14 protein-coding genes and 1 rRNA gene are annotated in these 15255 nt (G+C 74.1%); 4 read left to right on the top strand and 11 right to left on the bottom strand.

The window, feature by feature from the left end:
• Nucleotides 1–9 precede the first annotated feature (9 nt).
• The gene (locus ACIRQ9_RS26765) at nt 10–1647 is read left to right on the top strand and encodes a PucR family transcriptional regulator (protein WP_404178496.1); all 1638 of its coding nucleotides are present in this window, start codon (nt 10–12) and stop codon (nt 1645–1647) included.
• A gap of 3 nt (nt 1648–1650) precedes the next feature.
• Here ACIRQ9_RS26765 and ACIRQ9_RS26760 read toward each other — a convergent pair whose 3' ends face one another.
• The 5 genes from ACIRQ9_RS26760 to ACIRQ9_RS26740 all read right to left on the bottom strand — a co-directional run bounded on the left by ACIRQ9_RS26760 (nt 1651) and on the right by ACIRQ9_RS26740 (nt 6995).
• Nucleotides 1651–2784: a glycosyltransferase family 4 protein gene (locus ACIRQ9_RS26760; protein ID WP_404178493.1), complete on the bottom strand. Its 1134-nt coding sequence runs from the start codon at nt 2782–2784 to the stop codon at nt 1651–1653.
• 252 nt (nt 2785–3036) lie between these two features.
• On the bottom strand, nt 3037–4755 hold the full coding sequence (recN, locus tag ACIRQ9_RS26755; protein ID WP_404178923.1) for a DNA repair protein RecN: 1719 nt from the start codon (nt 4753–4755) through the stop codon (nt 3037–3039).
• A gap of 197 nt (nt 4756–4952) precedes the next feature.
• On the bottom strand, nt 4953–5858 hold the full coding sequence (locus tag ACIRQ9_RS26750) for an NAD kinase (protein ID WP_351320730.1): 906 nt from the start codon (nt 5856–5858) through the stop codon (nt 4953–4955).
• On the bottom strand, nt 5855–6670 hold the full coding sequence (locus tag ACIRQ9_RS26745) for a TlyA family RNA methyltransferase (RefSeq protein ID WP_404178489.1): 816 nt from the start codon (nt 6668–6670) through the stop codon (nt 5855–5857). The genes ACIRQ9_RS26750 and ACIRQ9_RS26745 overlap by 4 nt, the downstream gene beginning before the upstream one ends.
• A gap of 7 nt (nt 6671–6677) precedes the next feature.
• Nucleotides 6678–6995: a hypothetical protein gene (locus tag ACIRQ9_RS26740; RefSeq protein WP_404178486.1), complete on the bottom strand. Its 318-nt coding sequence runs from the start codon at nt 6993–6995 to the stop codon at nt 6678–6680.
• A gap of 42 nt (nt 6996–7037) precedes the next feature.
• On the opposite strand from ACIRQ9_RS26740, the gene ACIRQ9_RS26735 reads away from it, so the two are divergent.
• Nucleotides 7038–7385, top strand: a complete 348-nt coding sequence (locus tag ACIRQ9_RS26735) for a sterol-binding protein (RefSeq protein WP_404178483.1) — start codon at nt 7038–7040, stop codon at nt 7383–7385.
• Here ACIRQ9_RS26735 and ACIRQ9_RS26730 read toward each other — a convergent pair.
• The 4 genes from ACIRQ9_RS26730 to ACIRQ9_RS26715 form a co-directional block, all read right to left on the bottom strand.
• Complete coding sequence (locus ACIRQ9_RS26730; protein WP_404178480.1) at nt 7369–8220, bottom strand: ABC transporter ATP-binding protein; 852 nt, start codon at nt 8218–8220, stop codon at nt 7369–7371. The two genes, ACIRQ9_RS26735 and ACIRQ9_RS26730, sit on opposite strands and share 17 nt — an antisense overlap.
• A complete protein-coding gene (locus ACIRQ9_RS26725; RefSeq protein WP_404178477.1) occupies nt 8217–9269 on the bottom strand; it encodes a FecCD family ABC transporter permease in 1053 nt (350 codons plus the stop codon). The genes ACIRQ9_RS26730 and ACIRQ9_RS26725 overlap by 4 nt, the downstream gene beginning before the upstream one ends.
• Before the next feature lie 11 nt (nt 9270–9280).
• The gene (locus ACIRQ9_RS26720) at nt 9281–10324 is read right to left on the bottom strand and encodes a FecCD family ABC transporter permease (protein WP_404178474.1); all 1044 of its coding nucleotides are present in this window, start codon (nt 10322–10324) and stop codon (nt 9281–9283) included.
• A 61-nt stretch (nt 10325–10385) separates the two neighbouring features.
• Nucleotides 10386–11414 (bottom strand): HAD hydrolase-like protein, encoded by a 1029-nt coding sequence (locus ACIRQ9_RS26715; RefSeq protein ID WP_404178471.1) that lies wholly within the window; start codon nt 11412–11414, stop codon nt 10386–10388.
• 94 nt (nt 11415–11508) lie between these two features.
• Between ACIRQ9_RS26715 and ACIRQ9_RS26710 the strand changes: the two genes are divergently transcribed.
• Entirely contained in the window at nt 11509–12792 is a 1284-nt protein-coding gene (locus ACIRQ9_RS26710) for a DUF1015 domain-containing protein (protein ID WP_404178468.1), read from the top strand.
• A gap of 80 nt (nt 12793–12872) precedes the next feature.
• On the opposite strand, the gene ACIRQ9_RS26705 is transcribed toward ACIRQ9_RS26710, so the two are convergent.
• Nucleotides 12873–13742 carry a tetratricopeptide repeat protein gene (locus ACIRQ9_RS26705; RefSeq protein WP_404178920.1) on the bottom strand — a complete coding sequence of 290 codons (870 nt, stop codon included), beginning with the start codon at nt 13740–13742 and terminating at the stop codon, nt 12873–12875.
• Between ACIRQ9_RS26705 and ACIRQ9_RS26700 the strand changes: the two genes are divergently transcribed.
• On the top strand, nt 13680–15134 hold the full coding sequence (locus ACIRQ9_RS26700; protein ID WP_404178917.1) for a hypothetical protein: 1455 nt from the start codon (nt 13680–13682) through the stop codon (nt 15132–15134). The genes ACIRQ9_RS26705 and ACIRQ9_RS26700 overlap by 63 nt on opposite strands.
• Before the next feature lie 29 nt (nt 15135–15163).
• On the opposite strand, the gene rrf is transcribed toward ACIRQ9_RS26700, so the two are convergent.
• Nucleotides 15164–15255, bottom strand: a 5S ribosomal RNA gene (gene rrf, locus ACIRQ9_RS26695); the annotation flags it as partial.

The following is a 15255-nucleotide window of genomic DNA, read 5'->3' as shown; positions in this document are numbered from 1 at the left end:
GTCCGCTCCATGGACGGTACGGGCGGCGGGTTCGACACCCAGGGCGGGATCACGGTGCAGCGGGCGCTGGAGCTGCCCGGGCTGCGCAGCGGGCTCCCGGAGATCCTGGCGGGCGCCGACCGGCTGGGCCGGACCGTGCGCTGGGTGCACGCCGGCGAGGTGCCGAACATCGCCTCGCTGCTCAAGGGCGGCGAGCTGCTCCTCACCACCGGGTACGGACTCGGCACCCGGCCGGGCGACCAGCGGGCGTTCGTGCGCACCCTCGCCGAGCGGGGCATCGCCGCCCTGGTGGTGGAGCTGGGCCCGCGGTTCGCACGGCTGCCCGCCACCCTCGTCGACACCGCCCGCGCGACCGGGCTGCCGCTGGTCGTGCTGCACCGCGAGGTGCCCTTCGTGACGGTGACGGAGGAGATCCACACCGAGATCGTCAACCACCACTACACGCTCCTCCAGCGCGCCGAGGAGGTGCACCGCCGCTGCACCGAGGCCCTGCTGGGCGGTGGCGGGGTCCCGCAGGTCCTGGCGATCCTCGCCGACTTCTGCGGCAACCCGGTCTTCCTGGAGACCACCGACGGCCAGTTGCTGTACGCCGCCGGGTCGGGGCCCGAGGGCGCGGATCCGCTGCAGGTGTGGGAGGGGCTGCGCGGCCAGCACCGGCAGGCGCCGCCGCCCGCCGGGACGGTCCTGGTGGACGTGCCGGGCGGCGGTCCCGGGTCCGGTTCGGTGCGCGCCCGGCTGGTGCTGCTCCCGGTGCGCGGGCCGCTCGCCCCGGTGCACCGCAACGCCGCGGAGCGGGCCGCCGGCATCCTGGCCGTCGTCCTGATGCAGGCCCGCCAGGAGGAGGAACTGGCGGCGCGCGGCCGTGGCGACTTCCTGACCGACCTCGCCGAGGGCCGCGTCAGCGCGGCGGACGCCCCGGCCCAGGCCCGCGTCCTCGGCTTCAAGCCCGGCGGCAGCCCGCTGCTGCCGGTGGTCATGCGGGTCGGCGACTCGCTGTCGCCGGGCGGCGGCTGGGCGGTGCTGGCCCGGGCCGTGGGCGAGGAGCTGGCCGCCGTGGGGGTGCCCGTGCTGCTCGGGGTGCGGCCGGTGGAGGGCCGGGTGCCGCTCCTGCTGGGCCTGCGCTCGGAGGCGGAGCGCGCGAGCGTCGCGGACCGGGTCGCGGCGGCGCTGCGGGCGGGCGTGGAGCGGGCCGGGATGCGGCGTCCGGGGGCCGCACCGCCGATCGTGGTGGTCGGGGTGGCGGGCGGCTGGGCGGCGGCCTCGGCGGGGCTGCGGCACGCGGCCGAGACGGCGACGGCGGCCCAGGGCCTCTCCGACCGCCCCTGGTACGACGCCCGCCGCCTCGACATCGACCTCCTGCTGTGGCGGCTGCGCGACCATCCGGACCTGGCGGCCTTCGTCGACCGGGCGATCGGCCCGCTCCGGGACCACGACGACCGGTCCAAGCCGCCCCTGCTGCCCACCCTGGAGACCTATCTCGCGCACGCCGGCCGCAAGGCGGAGACGGCCCGCGAGCTGCATCTGAACCGGCAGACCCTCTACAACCGGCTGGCCCGCATCGGCGAGTTGCTCGGCACCGACCTCGACGACCCGCAGGCGGTCCTGGCGTTGAGCCTCGCCCTGCGGGCCCGCCGGCACGTGCCCTGACCGCTACAGCGGCAGGGGCTGGGTCAACTCGTCGTACACGCTGAGCACTTGGGTGACCGTCTCGTCCTCGGTCGGCCAGCTCGCGGCCTGCCGGGCGCCCTTCTCGCGCAGTTCCTCGCGGCGCTCGGGGTCGCCGAGGAGGCGCAGCACGGTGTCGGCGAGGGCGACCGCGTCGCCGTAGGGGACGAGCGCGGCGGCGTCGCCGACCAGGTCGGGGACACCGCCGACGGCGGTCGCGACGAGCGGCACCCCCGCGTGCAGCGCCTCCTGGGCGAGCACCGAGCGCGACTCCCAGCTGCTGGTCAGCAGGGCCAGGTCGGCGGCCGCGAGCAGATGCGGGACGTCGTCGCGGTGGCCGAGGAGCCGGACGGGCAGTTCCTCGTCCTCGATCCGCCGCTGCAGCACCCCGCGCAGCGGTCCCTCGCCCGCGACGACCAGCAGCGGTACCGGGTCGAGCCGGCACCAGGCCCGTGCCGCGTCCAGCAGGACGTCATAGCCGCGGTGCCGGTCGAGGGAGCCCACCGCGACGAGCAACGGCCGTCCCATGGCGCCGAGTTCGGCCCGCAGCTTGGGCCGCTGCCGGTCCGTCTCGTCCCCTTCCGGAGGCCGCCGCAGTCCCGGCAGCGTCACGGCGGCGAGCCGCGCGTCCCGCGCGCCGGTACGGCGGGCCCGGTCCACCAGGTCGGAAGTGGTGCCCAGCACCACGGCCGCGGTGCGCACCACCCGCCGCTCCAGCATCCGCAGCAGGTGCGCCCGCGCCCCTTCGGCCTCCGGCCGGCTGTGCCAGGTGACGACGAGCGGGGTGTCGCGGCCGCTGAGCGCCAGCACGGCGCGGAAGGAGGCGTGCAGACCATGCGCGTGCACGAGGTCGGCGCCGGTGCAGGCGGCACGCAGGGCGGCCACCGATCCCGGGTCGCTGCTCCGCGGCACGTGGACGTGGTCGGCGCCGACACCCGAGAAGTCATAGGCGCGATCGGCCTCGGCGGGGGCGCACACCGTGACCCGCACGCCCCGCGCGACCAGACCGGCGGCGAGCGAACGCACGTGCGCACTGCTGCCGGCGTTGCCGCCGCCCAGCACCTGCACGGTGCGCAGCGGCGACTGACCGTGCGATGCGTTGCTGCTCACGGGGCTCACGCAGCCGGGCTCCTGTGTTCGGCGACGGGGCGGTCACGAGGGTACGTACAGACGGTATCGGGCCGAGGGGGGCACCGCAGGGGTCCGGGGTGGGGCATACCGGGGCGGGGCGGGGCACGCGCCGGAGTGAGTCACCCGTGAGAGTGACAGTACGGCACGCCGAGCGGGCGTGGGCGCCGGCTCGCACGCGGCGGGGCGGACGCGTCCTCGCGTCCGCCCCGGACGCACGCTCCCGCGCCCCCGACAGCCCTGTCAGGCGTCGGCCCGCGCGGCGGCGAGCAGTTCCTCCGCGTGCGCCCGTGCCGTCTCCGAGTCCTCCTGGCCGGCCAGCATCCGGGACAGCTCCCTGACCCGCTCCTCGCCCTCCAGGACCTTCACGCCCGAGCGGGTGACCGATCCGTCGTTCGTCTTCTCGACCAGCAGCTGCCGGTCGGCGAAGGCGGCGACCTGCGGGAGGTGCGTGACCACGACCACCTGCGCCGACTTGGCGAGCTTCGCCAGACGGCGCCCGATCTCGACCGCGGCCTTGCCGCCGACGCCCGCGTCGACCTCGTCGAAGAGGTACGTCGGGACCGGGTCGGTGCCCGCGAAGACGACCTCGACCGCGAGCATCACCCGGGACAACTCACCGCCGGAGGCGCCCTTGGCGATCGGGCGGGGCGGTGCGCCGGGGTGCGGGGCGAGGAGCAGTTCGACCTCGTCGGCGCCCGAGGGCCCGTAGGCGACCGTGCGGCCGCCGACCTCCACGCCCTCGGGGTCCTCGGTCTGGCGGATGTCGAAGGACACGCGCGCGTGCGGCATCGCCAGCGAGCCCAGCTCGGCGGTGACGGCGGCCGCGAAACGCTCGGCGGCCTCCGTGCGCGCGTCGGTCAACGCCTGCGCGAGTCCGCCCAGTTCCCCGCGCAGGGCGTCCCGTTCGGCGGTCAGCTCGCCGATCCGGTCGTCGTCGCCGTCCAGTTCGGTCAGCCGCGCGGCGCCCTGCTCGGCCCACGCCAGCACCGCGTCGGCGCTCTCGCCGTACTTGCGGATGAGCGCGGTCAGCGCGGCCCGGCGCTCCTCCACGGCGGCGAGCCGCAGCGGGTCGGCGTCCAGGTCGTCGGCGTACCCGGCCAGCTCGCCCGCCACGTCGCCGAGCAGGATGCCGACCTCGCCGATCCGGTCGGCGAGCGCGGCCAGCTCCGGGTCGTGCGACCGTACGGCCTCCAGGGCGCGGTGGGCGCCCGCGACGAGGGTGGCCGCGTCGATGCCCTCGGGGTCCTCGGGGTTGCCCGCGAGCGCGGAGTGCGCGGCGGTCGCGGCCGACGACAGCGCCTCGGCGTGTCCGAGCCGCTCGGCCTCCTCGGCGAGTTCGACGTCCTCGCCGGCCCGCGGCTCCACCGCGGCGATCTCGTCCAGGCCGTAGCGCAGCATGTCGGCCTCCTGGGCCCGCTCGCGCGCCCGGGTGACGATCTCGTCCAGTTCCACCGCGACGGCCCGCAGCCGCCGGTAGGCCTCGCCGTACTTGGCGAGCGGCACGGCGACCCCGTCGCCCGCGTACCGGTCCAGGGCCTGCCGCTGCCGGGACAGCTTCAGCAGGCCCTGCTGGTCGGTCTGCCCGTGCACGGCCACCAGGTCGTCGGCGAGTTCCGCGAGCAGGCCCACGGGCACGCTGCGGCCCCCGAGGTGCGCCCGGGAGCGGCCCTCGGCGGAAACGGTACGGCTGATCAGCAGCGCCCCGTCGTCCAGCTCGGCGCCCGCCTCCTCGGCCCGTAGGACCGCGGAGGCGCCCGGTGGCACGGTGAGCCGTCCCTCGACGACCGCCTTGTCGGAGCCGATCCGCACGAGCGCGGGATCGGCCCGCCCGCCGAGCAGCAGCCCCAGGCTGGTGACCACCATGGTCTTGCCCGCACCGGTCTCGCCGGTGACGGCGGTGAATCCCGGCGACAGCTCGACCACAGCGTCGTCGATGACCCCGAGCGACCGTATCCGCATTTCTTCCAGCACGGAGAAGACCTTACGAGGTCCGGCCGACGAAGTGCGAGGCCCCCTGTCACCCGGGCGGGTGGAGGTGCCCGCCGAAGGGGCACGGCGCCGTGTCGGCGCTCGGGCCGGCGGAGAGACCGAGGGGCGCGCGGAACCGCGCGACAGGCCACGGATCAGCCGCGCACGCCCATGCTCCCTCGGAACCCCTACTGCGGCGCCCCCCGCCACCCCGACACCGGCAGCGCGAACTTCGCCACGAGCCGGTCCGTGAAGGACGCGTGATGCAGCCGCGCCAGCCGCACCGGCACCGCGCCCCGGCGCACCTCCACCCGCGCCCCCGGCGGCAGCTCCACCGTCCGCCGCCCGTCGCACCACAGCACGCCCGGCTGGATGTGCGGCAGCACCTCCACCGCCAGCACCGAGTCCGGCGAGGTCACCAGCGGCTTCGCGAACAGGGCGTGCGCGGAGATCGGCACCATCAGCAGCGCCTCCACCTCCGGCCACACCACCGGACCGCCCGCGGAGAACGCGTACGCCGTGGACCCGGTCGGCGTCGACAGCACGATCCCGTCGCACCCGAACCCGGTCACCGGCCGGCCGTCGATCTCCAGGACCACTTCGAGGAGCTTCTCGGCGCCCGCCTTCTGCACGGCCGCCTCGTTCAGCGCCCAGTCGGTGTGCACGATGTCGCCGTTGCGGTGCACGACGACGTCGACGGTCATCCGCTCCTCGACCTCGTACGCCCGGCTCACCACCCGGTCCACGACCTTGTCGAGGTCGTCCCGTTCGGCCTCCGCGAGGAAGCCGACGCTGCCGAGGTTGACGCCGAGCATCGGCACCCCGGAGGCGCGGGCGAACTCGGCGCCGCGCAGCAGCGTCCCGTCACCGCCGAGCACGATCAGCAGCTCGCAGCCGTCGAGGCTGTGCGGGGAGGCCTCCTCGACGAGTTCGACCTCGTCCGGCAGCGGCAGGTCCGCGGCCTCGAAGTCCAGTACCCGTACGCCCACTCCGGCCGCCAGCAGCCCCTTGACCACCAGTTCGGCGCTCCGGATGGCCGCGGGCCGCCCGGTGTGGGCCAGCAGGAAAACAGTACGAGCTCGGTTCTGTGTCAACGCGGCCCCTCCGCCACTGCACGGTCAACGTCGGCCGGGTCCAGTCGGGGTGCCCCGGCCCGCAGCCACAGAAAGTACTCGACATTGCCGGACGGGCCGGGCAGCGGACTGGCGGTGACACCGTTCACCCCGAGTCCCAGCTCCCACGCCTTCTCGGCCACCCCCCGCACGGCCTCCGCGCGCAGCTCCGGACTCCGTACCACTCCCCCGCTGCCCAGCCGTTCCCTGCCCACCTCGAACTGCGGCTTGACCATCATCACCAGGTCGGCGTCCGGCTTCACACATCGCGCCAGGGCCGGCAGCACCAGCCCCAGCGGGATGAAGGACAGATCACCCACGACAAGATCCACAGGCTCCCCATCGATCGCTTCAAGCGTCAACTCGCGTACGTTCGTACGGTCCTTGACGGTGACGCGTTCATCGCTCTGCAGAGACCAGGCGAGTTGGCCGTACCCGACGTCGACGGCGACGACGTGCGCGGCGCCCGCGCGCAGCAGCACATCGGTGAAGCCTCCGGTGGACGCGCCGGCGTCCAGCCCCCGCCGTCCTTCGACCGCGAGCCCGAGCGGCACGAACGCCGCCAGCGCCCCCGCCAGCTTGTGGCCGCCCCGGGACACGTACTCCGGGTCGCTGTCGTCGGACTGCACGACGATGGCCGCGGCGGTCTCCACCTGGGTGGCCGGCTTGGTCGCGAGGGTCTTGCCGACGGTGACCCGCCCGGCGGCGATCAGCTGGCTGGCGTGCTCGCGCGAGCGCGCCAGCTTCCGGCGGACCAGCTCCGCGTCCAGACGGCGGCGTGCGACTCCTGCCACGTTCGGTTCAGCTCCTGCTCTGGTGGTACGAGGGTGTGGGCGCCCGCTCGCCGTGCGGTGCGGGCGCCGGAGGTCCGGGGCGGGTGTCGAGCGCGGTGAGCGCGTCGCGCAGTCCCCGGTGTACATCCTCGTACACCTCCAGATGGCCGTCCGTGGCGAGGTGGTCGGCGTCGGCCAGCCGCTCCAGCCGCTCGTCGACCTCGGCGTTGCCGGTGGGGGTGCGGGGGACGTCCAGCGGGGCGGGGGCCGCGGGGTCGTACTCGGGCTCGGCCGGTAGCGCTTCCGCGGGCTCCGCCACCCTGCCCTCGGGCACAGAGTCGGTCATGCCCCGACGCTACCCCGAACCGCTGGGGTACCGTCGATCGCGATGGCCACGATCGAGGAGTGCCGCGCCGCACTCGACAAGCTCTCCCACACCATGGGCGGCGCCGAGGGCGACGTCCGCGCGGCCGCCGCCATGGACCGCACCGTCAGCTGCCACATCACCGACCTGGACGTCACCTTCGCCGGCCGGCTCACCGGCGGCCGGATCGAGGTGGAGGACACGTTTCCCGGCCCGCCGCGCGACAGGGCGCAGATCAGGCTGGCCATGGCGGGCGACGACCTGGTCGCCCTGGTCGACGGCGAGCTGAACTTCGCCGGCGCCTGGGGCTCGGGACGGGTGAAACTGGACGCGCACCTGCTGGACCTGTTCCGGCTCAGGAAGCTGCTGTGAGCCGCGCCTTGCGGGCCGCGGGCACCACCAGCGGGGTGCCCGTCTCCGGGTCGTCGATGATCTGACAGCGCAGCCCGAAGACCTCCTCGACCAGCTCGGCGGTGACGATGTCGTTCGGGGCGCCCTCGGCGATCACCTCGCCGCCGCGCAGCGCGATGAGGTGGGTGGCGTACCGGGCCGCGTGGTTGAGGTCGTGCAGCACGGCGACCAGCGTCCGGCCCTGCTCCTCGTGCAGCTCCGCGCAGAGGTCGAGGACGTCGATCTGGTGCTGGATGTCCAGGTAGGTGGTCGGCTCGTCGAGGAGCAGCAGCGGGGTCTGCTGGGCGAGCGCCATGGCGATCCACACGCGCTGGCGCTGGCCGCCGGACAGTTCGTCGACGTAGCGGTCGGCGAGTTCGGCGACACCGGTCCTGGCCATCGACTCCTGGACGACGTGCTCGTCCTCGGCGGACCACTGGCGCAGCAGCCCCTGGTGCGGGTAGCGGCCGCGGCCGACCAGGTCGCCGACGGTGATGCCGTCGGGCGCGACGGACGACTGGGGCAGCAGACCGAGGGTGCGGGCGACCTTCTTCGCCGGCATCGACTGGATGACCTGCCCGTCCAGCAGCACCCGGCCCTGGCTGGGCCTGAGCATCCGGGACAGCGCCCGCAGGAGCGTCGACTTGCCGCAGGCGTTGGGGCCCACGATCACCGTGAAGGAGTTGTCGGGGATCTCCACCGACAACTGCTCGGCGATGACACGCTGGTCGTAGGCGAGGGTGACGTTCTCGGCGGACAGGCGGTTCACAGGGGTCCTCTTCTGGTTCGTGCTCTCCGGCTCGCGGTGCGTGCTCATATCCGGCCCGCCCGGCGTTCGGTGACGAGCAGCCACAGCAGGTAGACCCCGCCGAGGACGCCGGTGACCACGCCCACGGGCAGCTGGTCGGAGCCGAACGCGCGCTGGGACGCCCAGTCGGCGGTGACCAGCAGGGCGGCGCCCATGCAGAGGGAGGGCAGCAGGTTGGGGCCCGGCGAGCGGGTCAGGCGGCGGGCGAGCTGCGGGGCGGTGAGCGCCACGAAGCTGACCGGGCCCGCGGCGGCGGTGGCGGCCGCGGTCAGCAGGACCGCCGACACCATCAGCAGCAGCCGCACCCGCTCCACGCGCACCCCGAGGGCGTGCGCCACGTCGTCGCCCATCTCCATCATCCGCAGGCCGCGCGCGTTGCCGAGGACCAGCGGGACGAGGACCGCGCACAGCGCGAGCAGCGGCCGGACCTGGCTCCAGTCCCGGCCGTTCAGGGAGCCGGTCATCCAGACGACCGCGCGGGTCGCGTCGACGAAATCGGCCTTGGTGAGCAGGTAGCCGTTGACCGCGGTGACGACCGCGGAGACACCGATGCCGACCAGGACCAGCCGGTAACCGTGCACGCCCTGCTTCCAGGCGAGCAGATAGATGGCCAGACCGGTCAGCAGACCGCCGGCCAGCGCCCCGACCGTGACCTGGGCGGCGCTCCCGGACATCAGCACGATGACGACGAGCGCGCCGGTCGTCGCGCCCTGGGAGAGACCGAGGACGTCCGGACTGCCGAGCGGGTTGCGGGAGACGGCCTGGAACAGCGCGCCGCCGAGGCCGAGCGAGGCGCCGACCAGCAGACCCACCAGGACGCGCGGCAGCCGCAGTTCGTTGACGACGAAGTCCTGGCCCGCGGTGCCGTTGCCGGCCAGCGTCTTCACCACGTCGCCGAAGGAGATCGGGAAGTCGCCGGTACCGATCAGCACGACACTCGCGACGCACGCGGCCAGCACCAGCGCGGTCACCACGACGAGCGAGCGCGGGTCCGTCCGCAGCGAGAGCCCGCCGGGCGTGCGCAGGGTCCGCGTGGTCCGTGCGGCGGTCGTCTTCACAGCGGTGTTCCTCACAGCTGGGCCGTCCTCCGCCGTCGTACGAGAAGAATGAAGACCGGCCCGCCGATGATCGCGGTGACGATGCCGACCTGGAGTTCCGAGGGCCGGGCGACGATCCGGCCGAGGACGTCGGCGCCGAGCAGCAGCACGGGAGACAGGACCGTCGCGTACGGCAGGATCCACCGCAGGTCGGGGCCGGTGAAGGAGCGCACCGCGTGCGGCACCATCAGGCCGACGAAGGCGATCGGGCCGCAGGCCGCGGTGGCCGCGCCGCACAGCACGACGGCGGCGAGCATGGAGAGGGCGCGGGTGCGGCCCAGGTTCGCGCCGAGGGCGCGGGCGGTGTCGTCGCCCATCGCGACCGCGTTCAGCGGCCGGGCGAGGCCGAGCGCGAGCAACGTGCCGACCGCGATGAACGGCAGCACCTGCGTGATCGTCGAGTCGTTCGCGGAGGCCAGCGAACCGACCGTCCAGAACCGCCACTTGTTGAGCGCCGCGCCGTCCGTGATCATAACGGCCTGGAGGTAGCCGTAGAGCGCGGCGCTGATCGCGGTGCCCGCGAGCGCCAGCCGGACCGGGGTGGCGCCGCGGCTGCCGCCCAGGAACCACACCAGCGCGCCCACCACGGCCGCCCCGAGGAAGGCGAACCACACGTAGCCGTCGAGCGTGCTGACACCGAAGTAGGTGATGGCGGTGACGACCGCGGCCGACGCGCCCGCGTTGATGCCGAGCAGTCCGGGGTCGGCGAGCGGGTTGCGGGTGAGCGCCTGGAGCACCGCCCCCGACAGGCCGAGGGCGGCACCGGCGAGCAGGCCGAGGACGGTCCGGGACAGCCGCTCGTCGACGACCACGTCGCCGTAGGTCCCCGTGTCGTGGAACAGGCCGTGCCAGACCTGGTCCAGCGGCAGTTCCTTCGCTCCGATCGCGATGCTCGCCAGGGCGACGAGCATCAGGATCAGGGCGGAGGCGAGGAGCCCGAGGGTCCGGATCGCCCGGCGGCTCGGGGGCGCGGGGGCGGTCTCCGCGCGCTGTTCGGGGGGACTGTCGACCAACACCCGGTTAGGTTAGCCTACCCTCCCCTCGGCTCTCGATCCCGGTTCCGCGAGCGGCACCGGTTCACAGCCCGAGCCGCGCCAGCGCCTGGCCCCCGTCCAGCTCGCAGGAGCCGTCACCCGCCGCCGTCCAGGCCGCGGCGCACAGCGCCCGCAGCCCGTCCAGCGCCTCGCCCTCACCCTCCAGCGCCAGCCGGTCGGCGCCCGCCGCGGCCGTCCACCCCCCGCACCGGAACCCGTCGCCCGCCGCCGTCACCTCCGGCTGCCCGGTCAGCAGCCCGCGCAGATCGGCGTCCACGTACGTCGGCCGGTGGTGCGGCGGCGCGGCGAGCAGCTGCCGCCCGTCGGTGACACCGGTCAGCACCAGCAGCGAGTCCACCCCGCCGTTGAACGCCCCCTCGATGTCGGTGTCCAGCCGGTCCCCGACCACCAACGGCCGCTCCGCGCCCGTTCGCAGGACCGTCTCGCGATGCATCGGCGGCAGCGGCTTGCCCGCCACCTGCGGCTCGGCGCCCGTCGCGATCCTGACGACCTCCACCGCCGCGCCGTTGCCCGGCGCGATCCCGCGTCCGCTGGGAATCGTCAGATCGGTGTTGGACGCGAACCACGGCACCCCGCGCGCGACCGCGTACGACGCCTCCGCGAACCGCCCCCACGCCAGGTCCGGGCCGCCGTAGCCCTGCGCCACGGCCGCCGGGTCGTCGTCGGCGGACTCCACCGGTTCGAGCCCCCGCTCCCGCAGGGCGACCCGCAGCCCCTCCCCGCCGATCACCAGCACCCGGGCTCCGGCCGGCACCTGCTCGCTGATCAGCCGCGCGACCGCCTGCGCCGAGGTGATGACGTCGGCGGCACCGGTCGGGATGCCCAGCTCGGTGAGGTGCCCGGCCACCGCGTCCGGGGTGCGCAGCGCGTTGTTGGTGACGTACGCCAGATGCATCCCTCCCTGCCGCGCCTTCTCCAGCGACTCCACCGCGTGCGCGATCGCGCTGCCGCCCGCGTACACCACCCCGTCCAGATCGAGCAGCGCCGTGTCATACGCCGTGCTCAGAGCCTGTTCGGCGGCTTCCGGAGCCGTCCTGACGCCCTGGCTCATCCCCATCGCTCCTCGTCACTGTTCGTCACTCTTTGTTGTCCCGCCTTTCCCTGTCGATCATCCCGCACGCCACTGACACACGTACGATGCCGGGATGAACACTGCAGGTCACTCGGAAGCAACGGAGCGCCGAGGCCTGGAACTCAACCCGTTCCGAGGCCTTCGCTACGACCCCGGCCGGGTCGGCAGCCTCGCCGCCGTCACTTCCCCGCCGTACGACGTCGTCGTACGCCCCGACGGCGTAACCCACCTCCAGTCCGCCGACCCGCACAACATCGTCCGCCTGATCCTGCCCCAGGCAGGTACCCCGAGCGCCGGGACCGAACAGGCGGCCGACACGCTGAAGCGCTGGCAGGCCGAGGGAATCCTCGCCGTGGACCCGGAACCCGGCCTGTACGTCTACGAGCAGCACGACGGCGACGGCATGGTCCAGCGCGGCGTCATCGGCGCCCTGCGGATCTCCGAACCCTCGGAGGGCGTCGTGCTGCCGCACGAGGAGGTCATGCCCCCGGTGGTCGCCGACCGGGCGGCCCTGATGCGCGCGACCTCCGCCAACCTCGAACCCCTGCTCCTGACCTACCGGGGCGACGGCGCGGCCGCCGAGGTCGTCGAAGCGGCGGCCGAGCGCCCCCCGCTCCTCGCCACCACCACGGAGGACGGCTTCCACCACCGCCTGTGGTCGATCACCGACCCCGACGAGGTGGCACGCGTCCAGTCCGACCTGTCCCAGCACCAGGCCCTGATCGCCGACGGCCATCACCGCTGGGCCACGTACTTGCGTCTACGCGCGGAGCACTCCTCCCCGAGCCCCTGGGACTACGGCCTGGTGCTCCTGGTGGACACCGCCCGCTATCCGCTGCGTGTACGGGCCATCCACCGTCTGCTGCACGGCCTGCCGGTGGCGGACGCCCTGACGGCCGTACAGGACCATTTCCGGGTACGGCGGCTCGACGTTCCGCTCGCGCGGGCCCAGGAGGCGCTCGCCGACGCGGCCCGCACCGGCAACGCGTTCCTGCTGGCGGGCGACGGCGCCTTCCATCTCATCGACCGCCCGGACCCGGATCTCCTGGCCCGCACGGTCCCCGCCGACCGCCCGGCCGCCTGGCGAGGCCTCGACGCCACCGTCCTGCACGCCACCCTGCTCGAACACGTCTGGCGCATCCCCGAGGACTCGAACGCGCACATCGCCTACATCCACGACACGGCGGCGACGGTCGCCAAGGCCGAACGGGCGGGCAGCACCGCCGTCCTCCTGCACCCGGTGCGCGAGGAGGTCGTCCGTGACCTGGCCCGCCAGGGCGTGACGATGCCCCGCAAGTCGACCTCCTTCGGCCCCAAGCCGGCCTCCGGGCTGGTCCTGCGGGCACTCGACTTCTGAGTGCGGGTCGTCTCCGGCCGGCGGCGCGTACGACGAAGGGCAGGCCCCGGTCGGGGCCTGCCCTTCGTCGTACGCCGTGATCAGTCCTTGTCGGCCTCGGCCTCGGCCTCAGACCGGGCCTCGGACCCGGCCTCGTCCTCGGCCCCGGCCGCGACGTCGGTCGCGGTCCCGGACTCGGACTCGGACTCGGACTCGGCGGGAGAGTCCTCGGACTCGGGCGCGTCGTCGGCGAGGTCTACGTCCGACTCCTCGTCCTGGTCCTGGTCCTCGTCGTTCAGGGCGTCGACGAACTCGACGCCGTCCAGCTCCGCCAGCCGGTCGGAGGCGTCCGTGCTGCCGTCCCGGTCGGCCTCGACGGCCTTGGCGAACCACTCGCGCGCCTCGTCGACCCGGCCGGCCGCGAGCAGGGCGTCGGCGTAGGCGTACCGCAGGCGCGCCGTCCAGGGCTGTACGGAGCTCGACGCCAGCTCGGGGCTCTGCAGGGTCACGATCGCCGCGTCCAGCTGCCCCATGTCACGCCGGGCACCGGCGGCGACGAGCCGCATCTCCACCTGGCCGGCCTTGTCGAGCTTGTGGACCTCGGGGGCACCGGCCATGTCCAGCGCCTTCTCCGGACGCCCGAGCCCACGCTCGCAGTCGGCCATGACGGGCCACAGCTCGACGTTGCCGGTCATCCGACGCGCGGCCCGGAACTCGGCCAGCGCCTCGCTGTACTTCTGGTTCGCGTACGCGGCGAAGCCGGCGGCCTCACGGACGGCGGCGACACGGGACGCGAGGCGCAGCGCCACCCTGGAGTAGCCGTACGCGCCCTCGGGGTCCTCGTCGATGAGCCGTGCGACCATCACCAGGTTCCTGGCGACGTCCTCGGCGAGCGTCTTGGGCAGGCTCTGCAGCTCCTGCCGTACGTCCTTGTCGATCTCGTCGCCGGTGACGTCCTCCGGGATGGGCAGCCGCTTGATCGGCTCACGGTCCCGGTCGCGCTCCCGGTCGTCACGCCGTCCGTAACCACCGCCGCGGCGGTCGTCGCCACGCCGGTCGTCACGGCGGTCGTCACGCCGGTCGTCGCGGCCTCGGTAGCCGCCGCCACCAGCGCGGTTGTCGTCACGCCGGAAGCCGCCACGGTCGTCACGGCGGTCGTCGGTACGGGGGGCCCGGAAGCCGCCACGGTTGTCGTCGCGACGGTCGTCCCTGCGATCGTCGCGCCGGTCGTCGCGGCCTCGGTAGCCGCCGCCACCGGCACGGTTGTCGTCACGCCGGAAGTCGCTGCGGCCGCCTCGGTCGTCGCGGTCGTCACGACGGAACGCCGGACGGTCGCCACGGTTGTCGTCGCGACGGTCGTCACGCCGGTCGTCACGGCGGTCGTCGCGGCCTCGGTAACCGCCGCCACCGCCGCGGTTGTCGTCGCGGCGGAAACCACCGCGGTCGCCGCGGTCGTCCCGCTGGAACGCGGGGCGCGAGCCGCGGCTGTCGTCACGCCGGCCGTACCCGCCACCACGGTTGTCGCCACCGCGGTTGTCATCACGGCGGTCGTCCCGCCGGTCGTCACGGCGGGGGTAACCGCCACCGCCACGGTTGTCGTCACGGCGGCCGCCGTAGCCACCGCTGTAGCCGCCGCCACGGTTGTCGTCGCGGCCTCGGTAGCCGCCGCCACCGCCGCGGTTGTCGTCACGCCGGAAGTCGCTGCGGCCGCCTCGGTCGTCGCGGTCGTCACGACGGAACGCCGGACGGTCGCCACGGTTGTCGTCGCGACGGTCGTCACGCCGGTCGTCACGGCGGTCGTCGCGGCCTCGGTAACCGCCGCCACCGCCGCGGTTGTCGTCGCGGCGGAAACCACCGCGGTCGCCGCGGTCGTCCCGCTGGAACGCGGGGCGCGAGCCGCGGTTGTCGTCCCGCCGGCCGTACCCGCCACCGCGGTTGTCGCCACCGCGGTTGTCGCCACCGCGGTTGTCACCACCACGGTTGTCACCACCACGGTTGTCGCCACCACGGTTGTCGTCGCGACGGCCATAGCCGCCACGGTCTCCGCGGTCGTCACGGCGATCGTCACCACGGCGGTCGTCACGACGGCCGTATCCACCACCGCGGTTGTCGTCACGGCGGCCGTAGCCGCCGCCAGCGCCACCGCGGTTGTCGTCGCGGCGGCCGTAACTGCCACGGTCTCCGCGGTCGTTGCCACGGTCGGGACGGTCTCCGCGGTACCCGCCACGGTCACCGCGGTCACCACTGTCCCGTCGCCGCTGGTCGCGCTCCGGTCGCTCGTCGGGAGAGTTGGTGGACATGGTGACTCCTGTCTTCGGTACCGCAAGCATTGTAAAAACAAAAGGACCCCTGGTCCCAGCTGAACGCTGGTGACCAGGGGTCCTCAAAAATTGTTCGGCGGTGTCCTACTCTCCCACAGGGTCCCCCCTGCAGTACCATCGGCGCTGTAAGGCTTAGCTTCCGGGTTCGGAATGTAACCGGGCG

Origin of the sequence: Streptomyces sp. NPDC101237 (assembly GCF_044767465.1) — a bacterium.
In the GTDB taxonomy this organism is placed as follows: Bacteria; Actinomycetota; Actinomycetes; order Streptomycetales; family Streptomycetaceae; genus Streptomyces; species Streptomyces gramineus.
The sequence above is the reverse complement of the archived record's forward strand: the minus strand, read 5'-3'. Positions and strand labels throughout refer to the sequence as shown.

What these genes read in the sequence shown, in the direction of transcription:
- ACIRQ9_RS26765 (WP_404178496.1), top strand. Translation starts at nt 10, where the DNA reads ATGGACGGTACGGGCGGCGGGTTCGACACCCAGGGCGGGATCACGGTG.
- recN (WP_404178923.1), bottom strand. Translation starts at nt 4,755, where the DNA reads ATGCGGATACGGTCGCTCGGGGTCATCGACGACGCTGTGGTCGAGCTG.
- ACIRQ9_RS26740 (WP_404178486.1), bottom strand. Translation starts at nt 6,995, where the DNA reads ATGACCGACTCTGTGCCCGAGGGCAGGGTGGCGGAGCCCGCGGAAGCG.
- ACIRQ9_RS26735 (WP_404178483.1), top strand. Translation starts at nt 7,038, where the DNA reads ATGGCCACGATCGAGGAGTGCCGCGCCGCACTCGACAAGCTCTCCCAC.
- ACIRQ9_RS26730 (WP_404178480.1), bottom strand. Translation starts at nt 8,220, where the DNA reads ATGAGCACGCACCGCGAGCCGGAGAGCACGAACCAGAAGAGGACCCCT.
- ACIRQ9_RS26715 (WP_404178471.1), bottom strand. Translation starts at nt 11,414, where the DNA reads ATGAGCCAGGGCGTCAGGACGGCTCCGGAAGCCGCCGAACAGGCTCTG.
- ACIRQ9_RS26710 (WP_404178468.1), top strand. Translation starts at nt 11,509, where the DNA reads ATGAACACTGCAGGTCACTCGGAAGCAACGGAGCGCCGAGGCCTGGAA.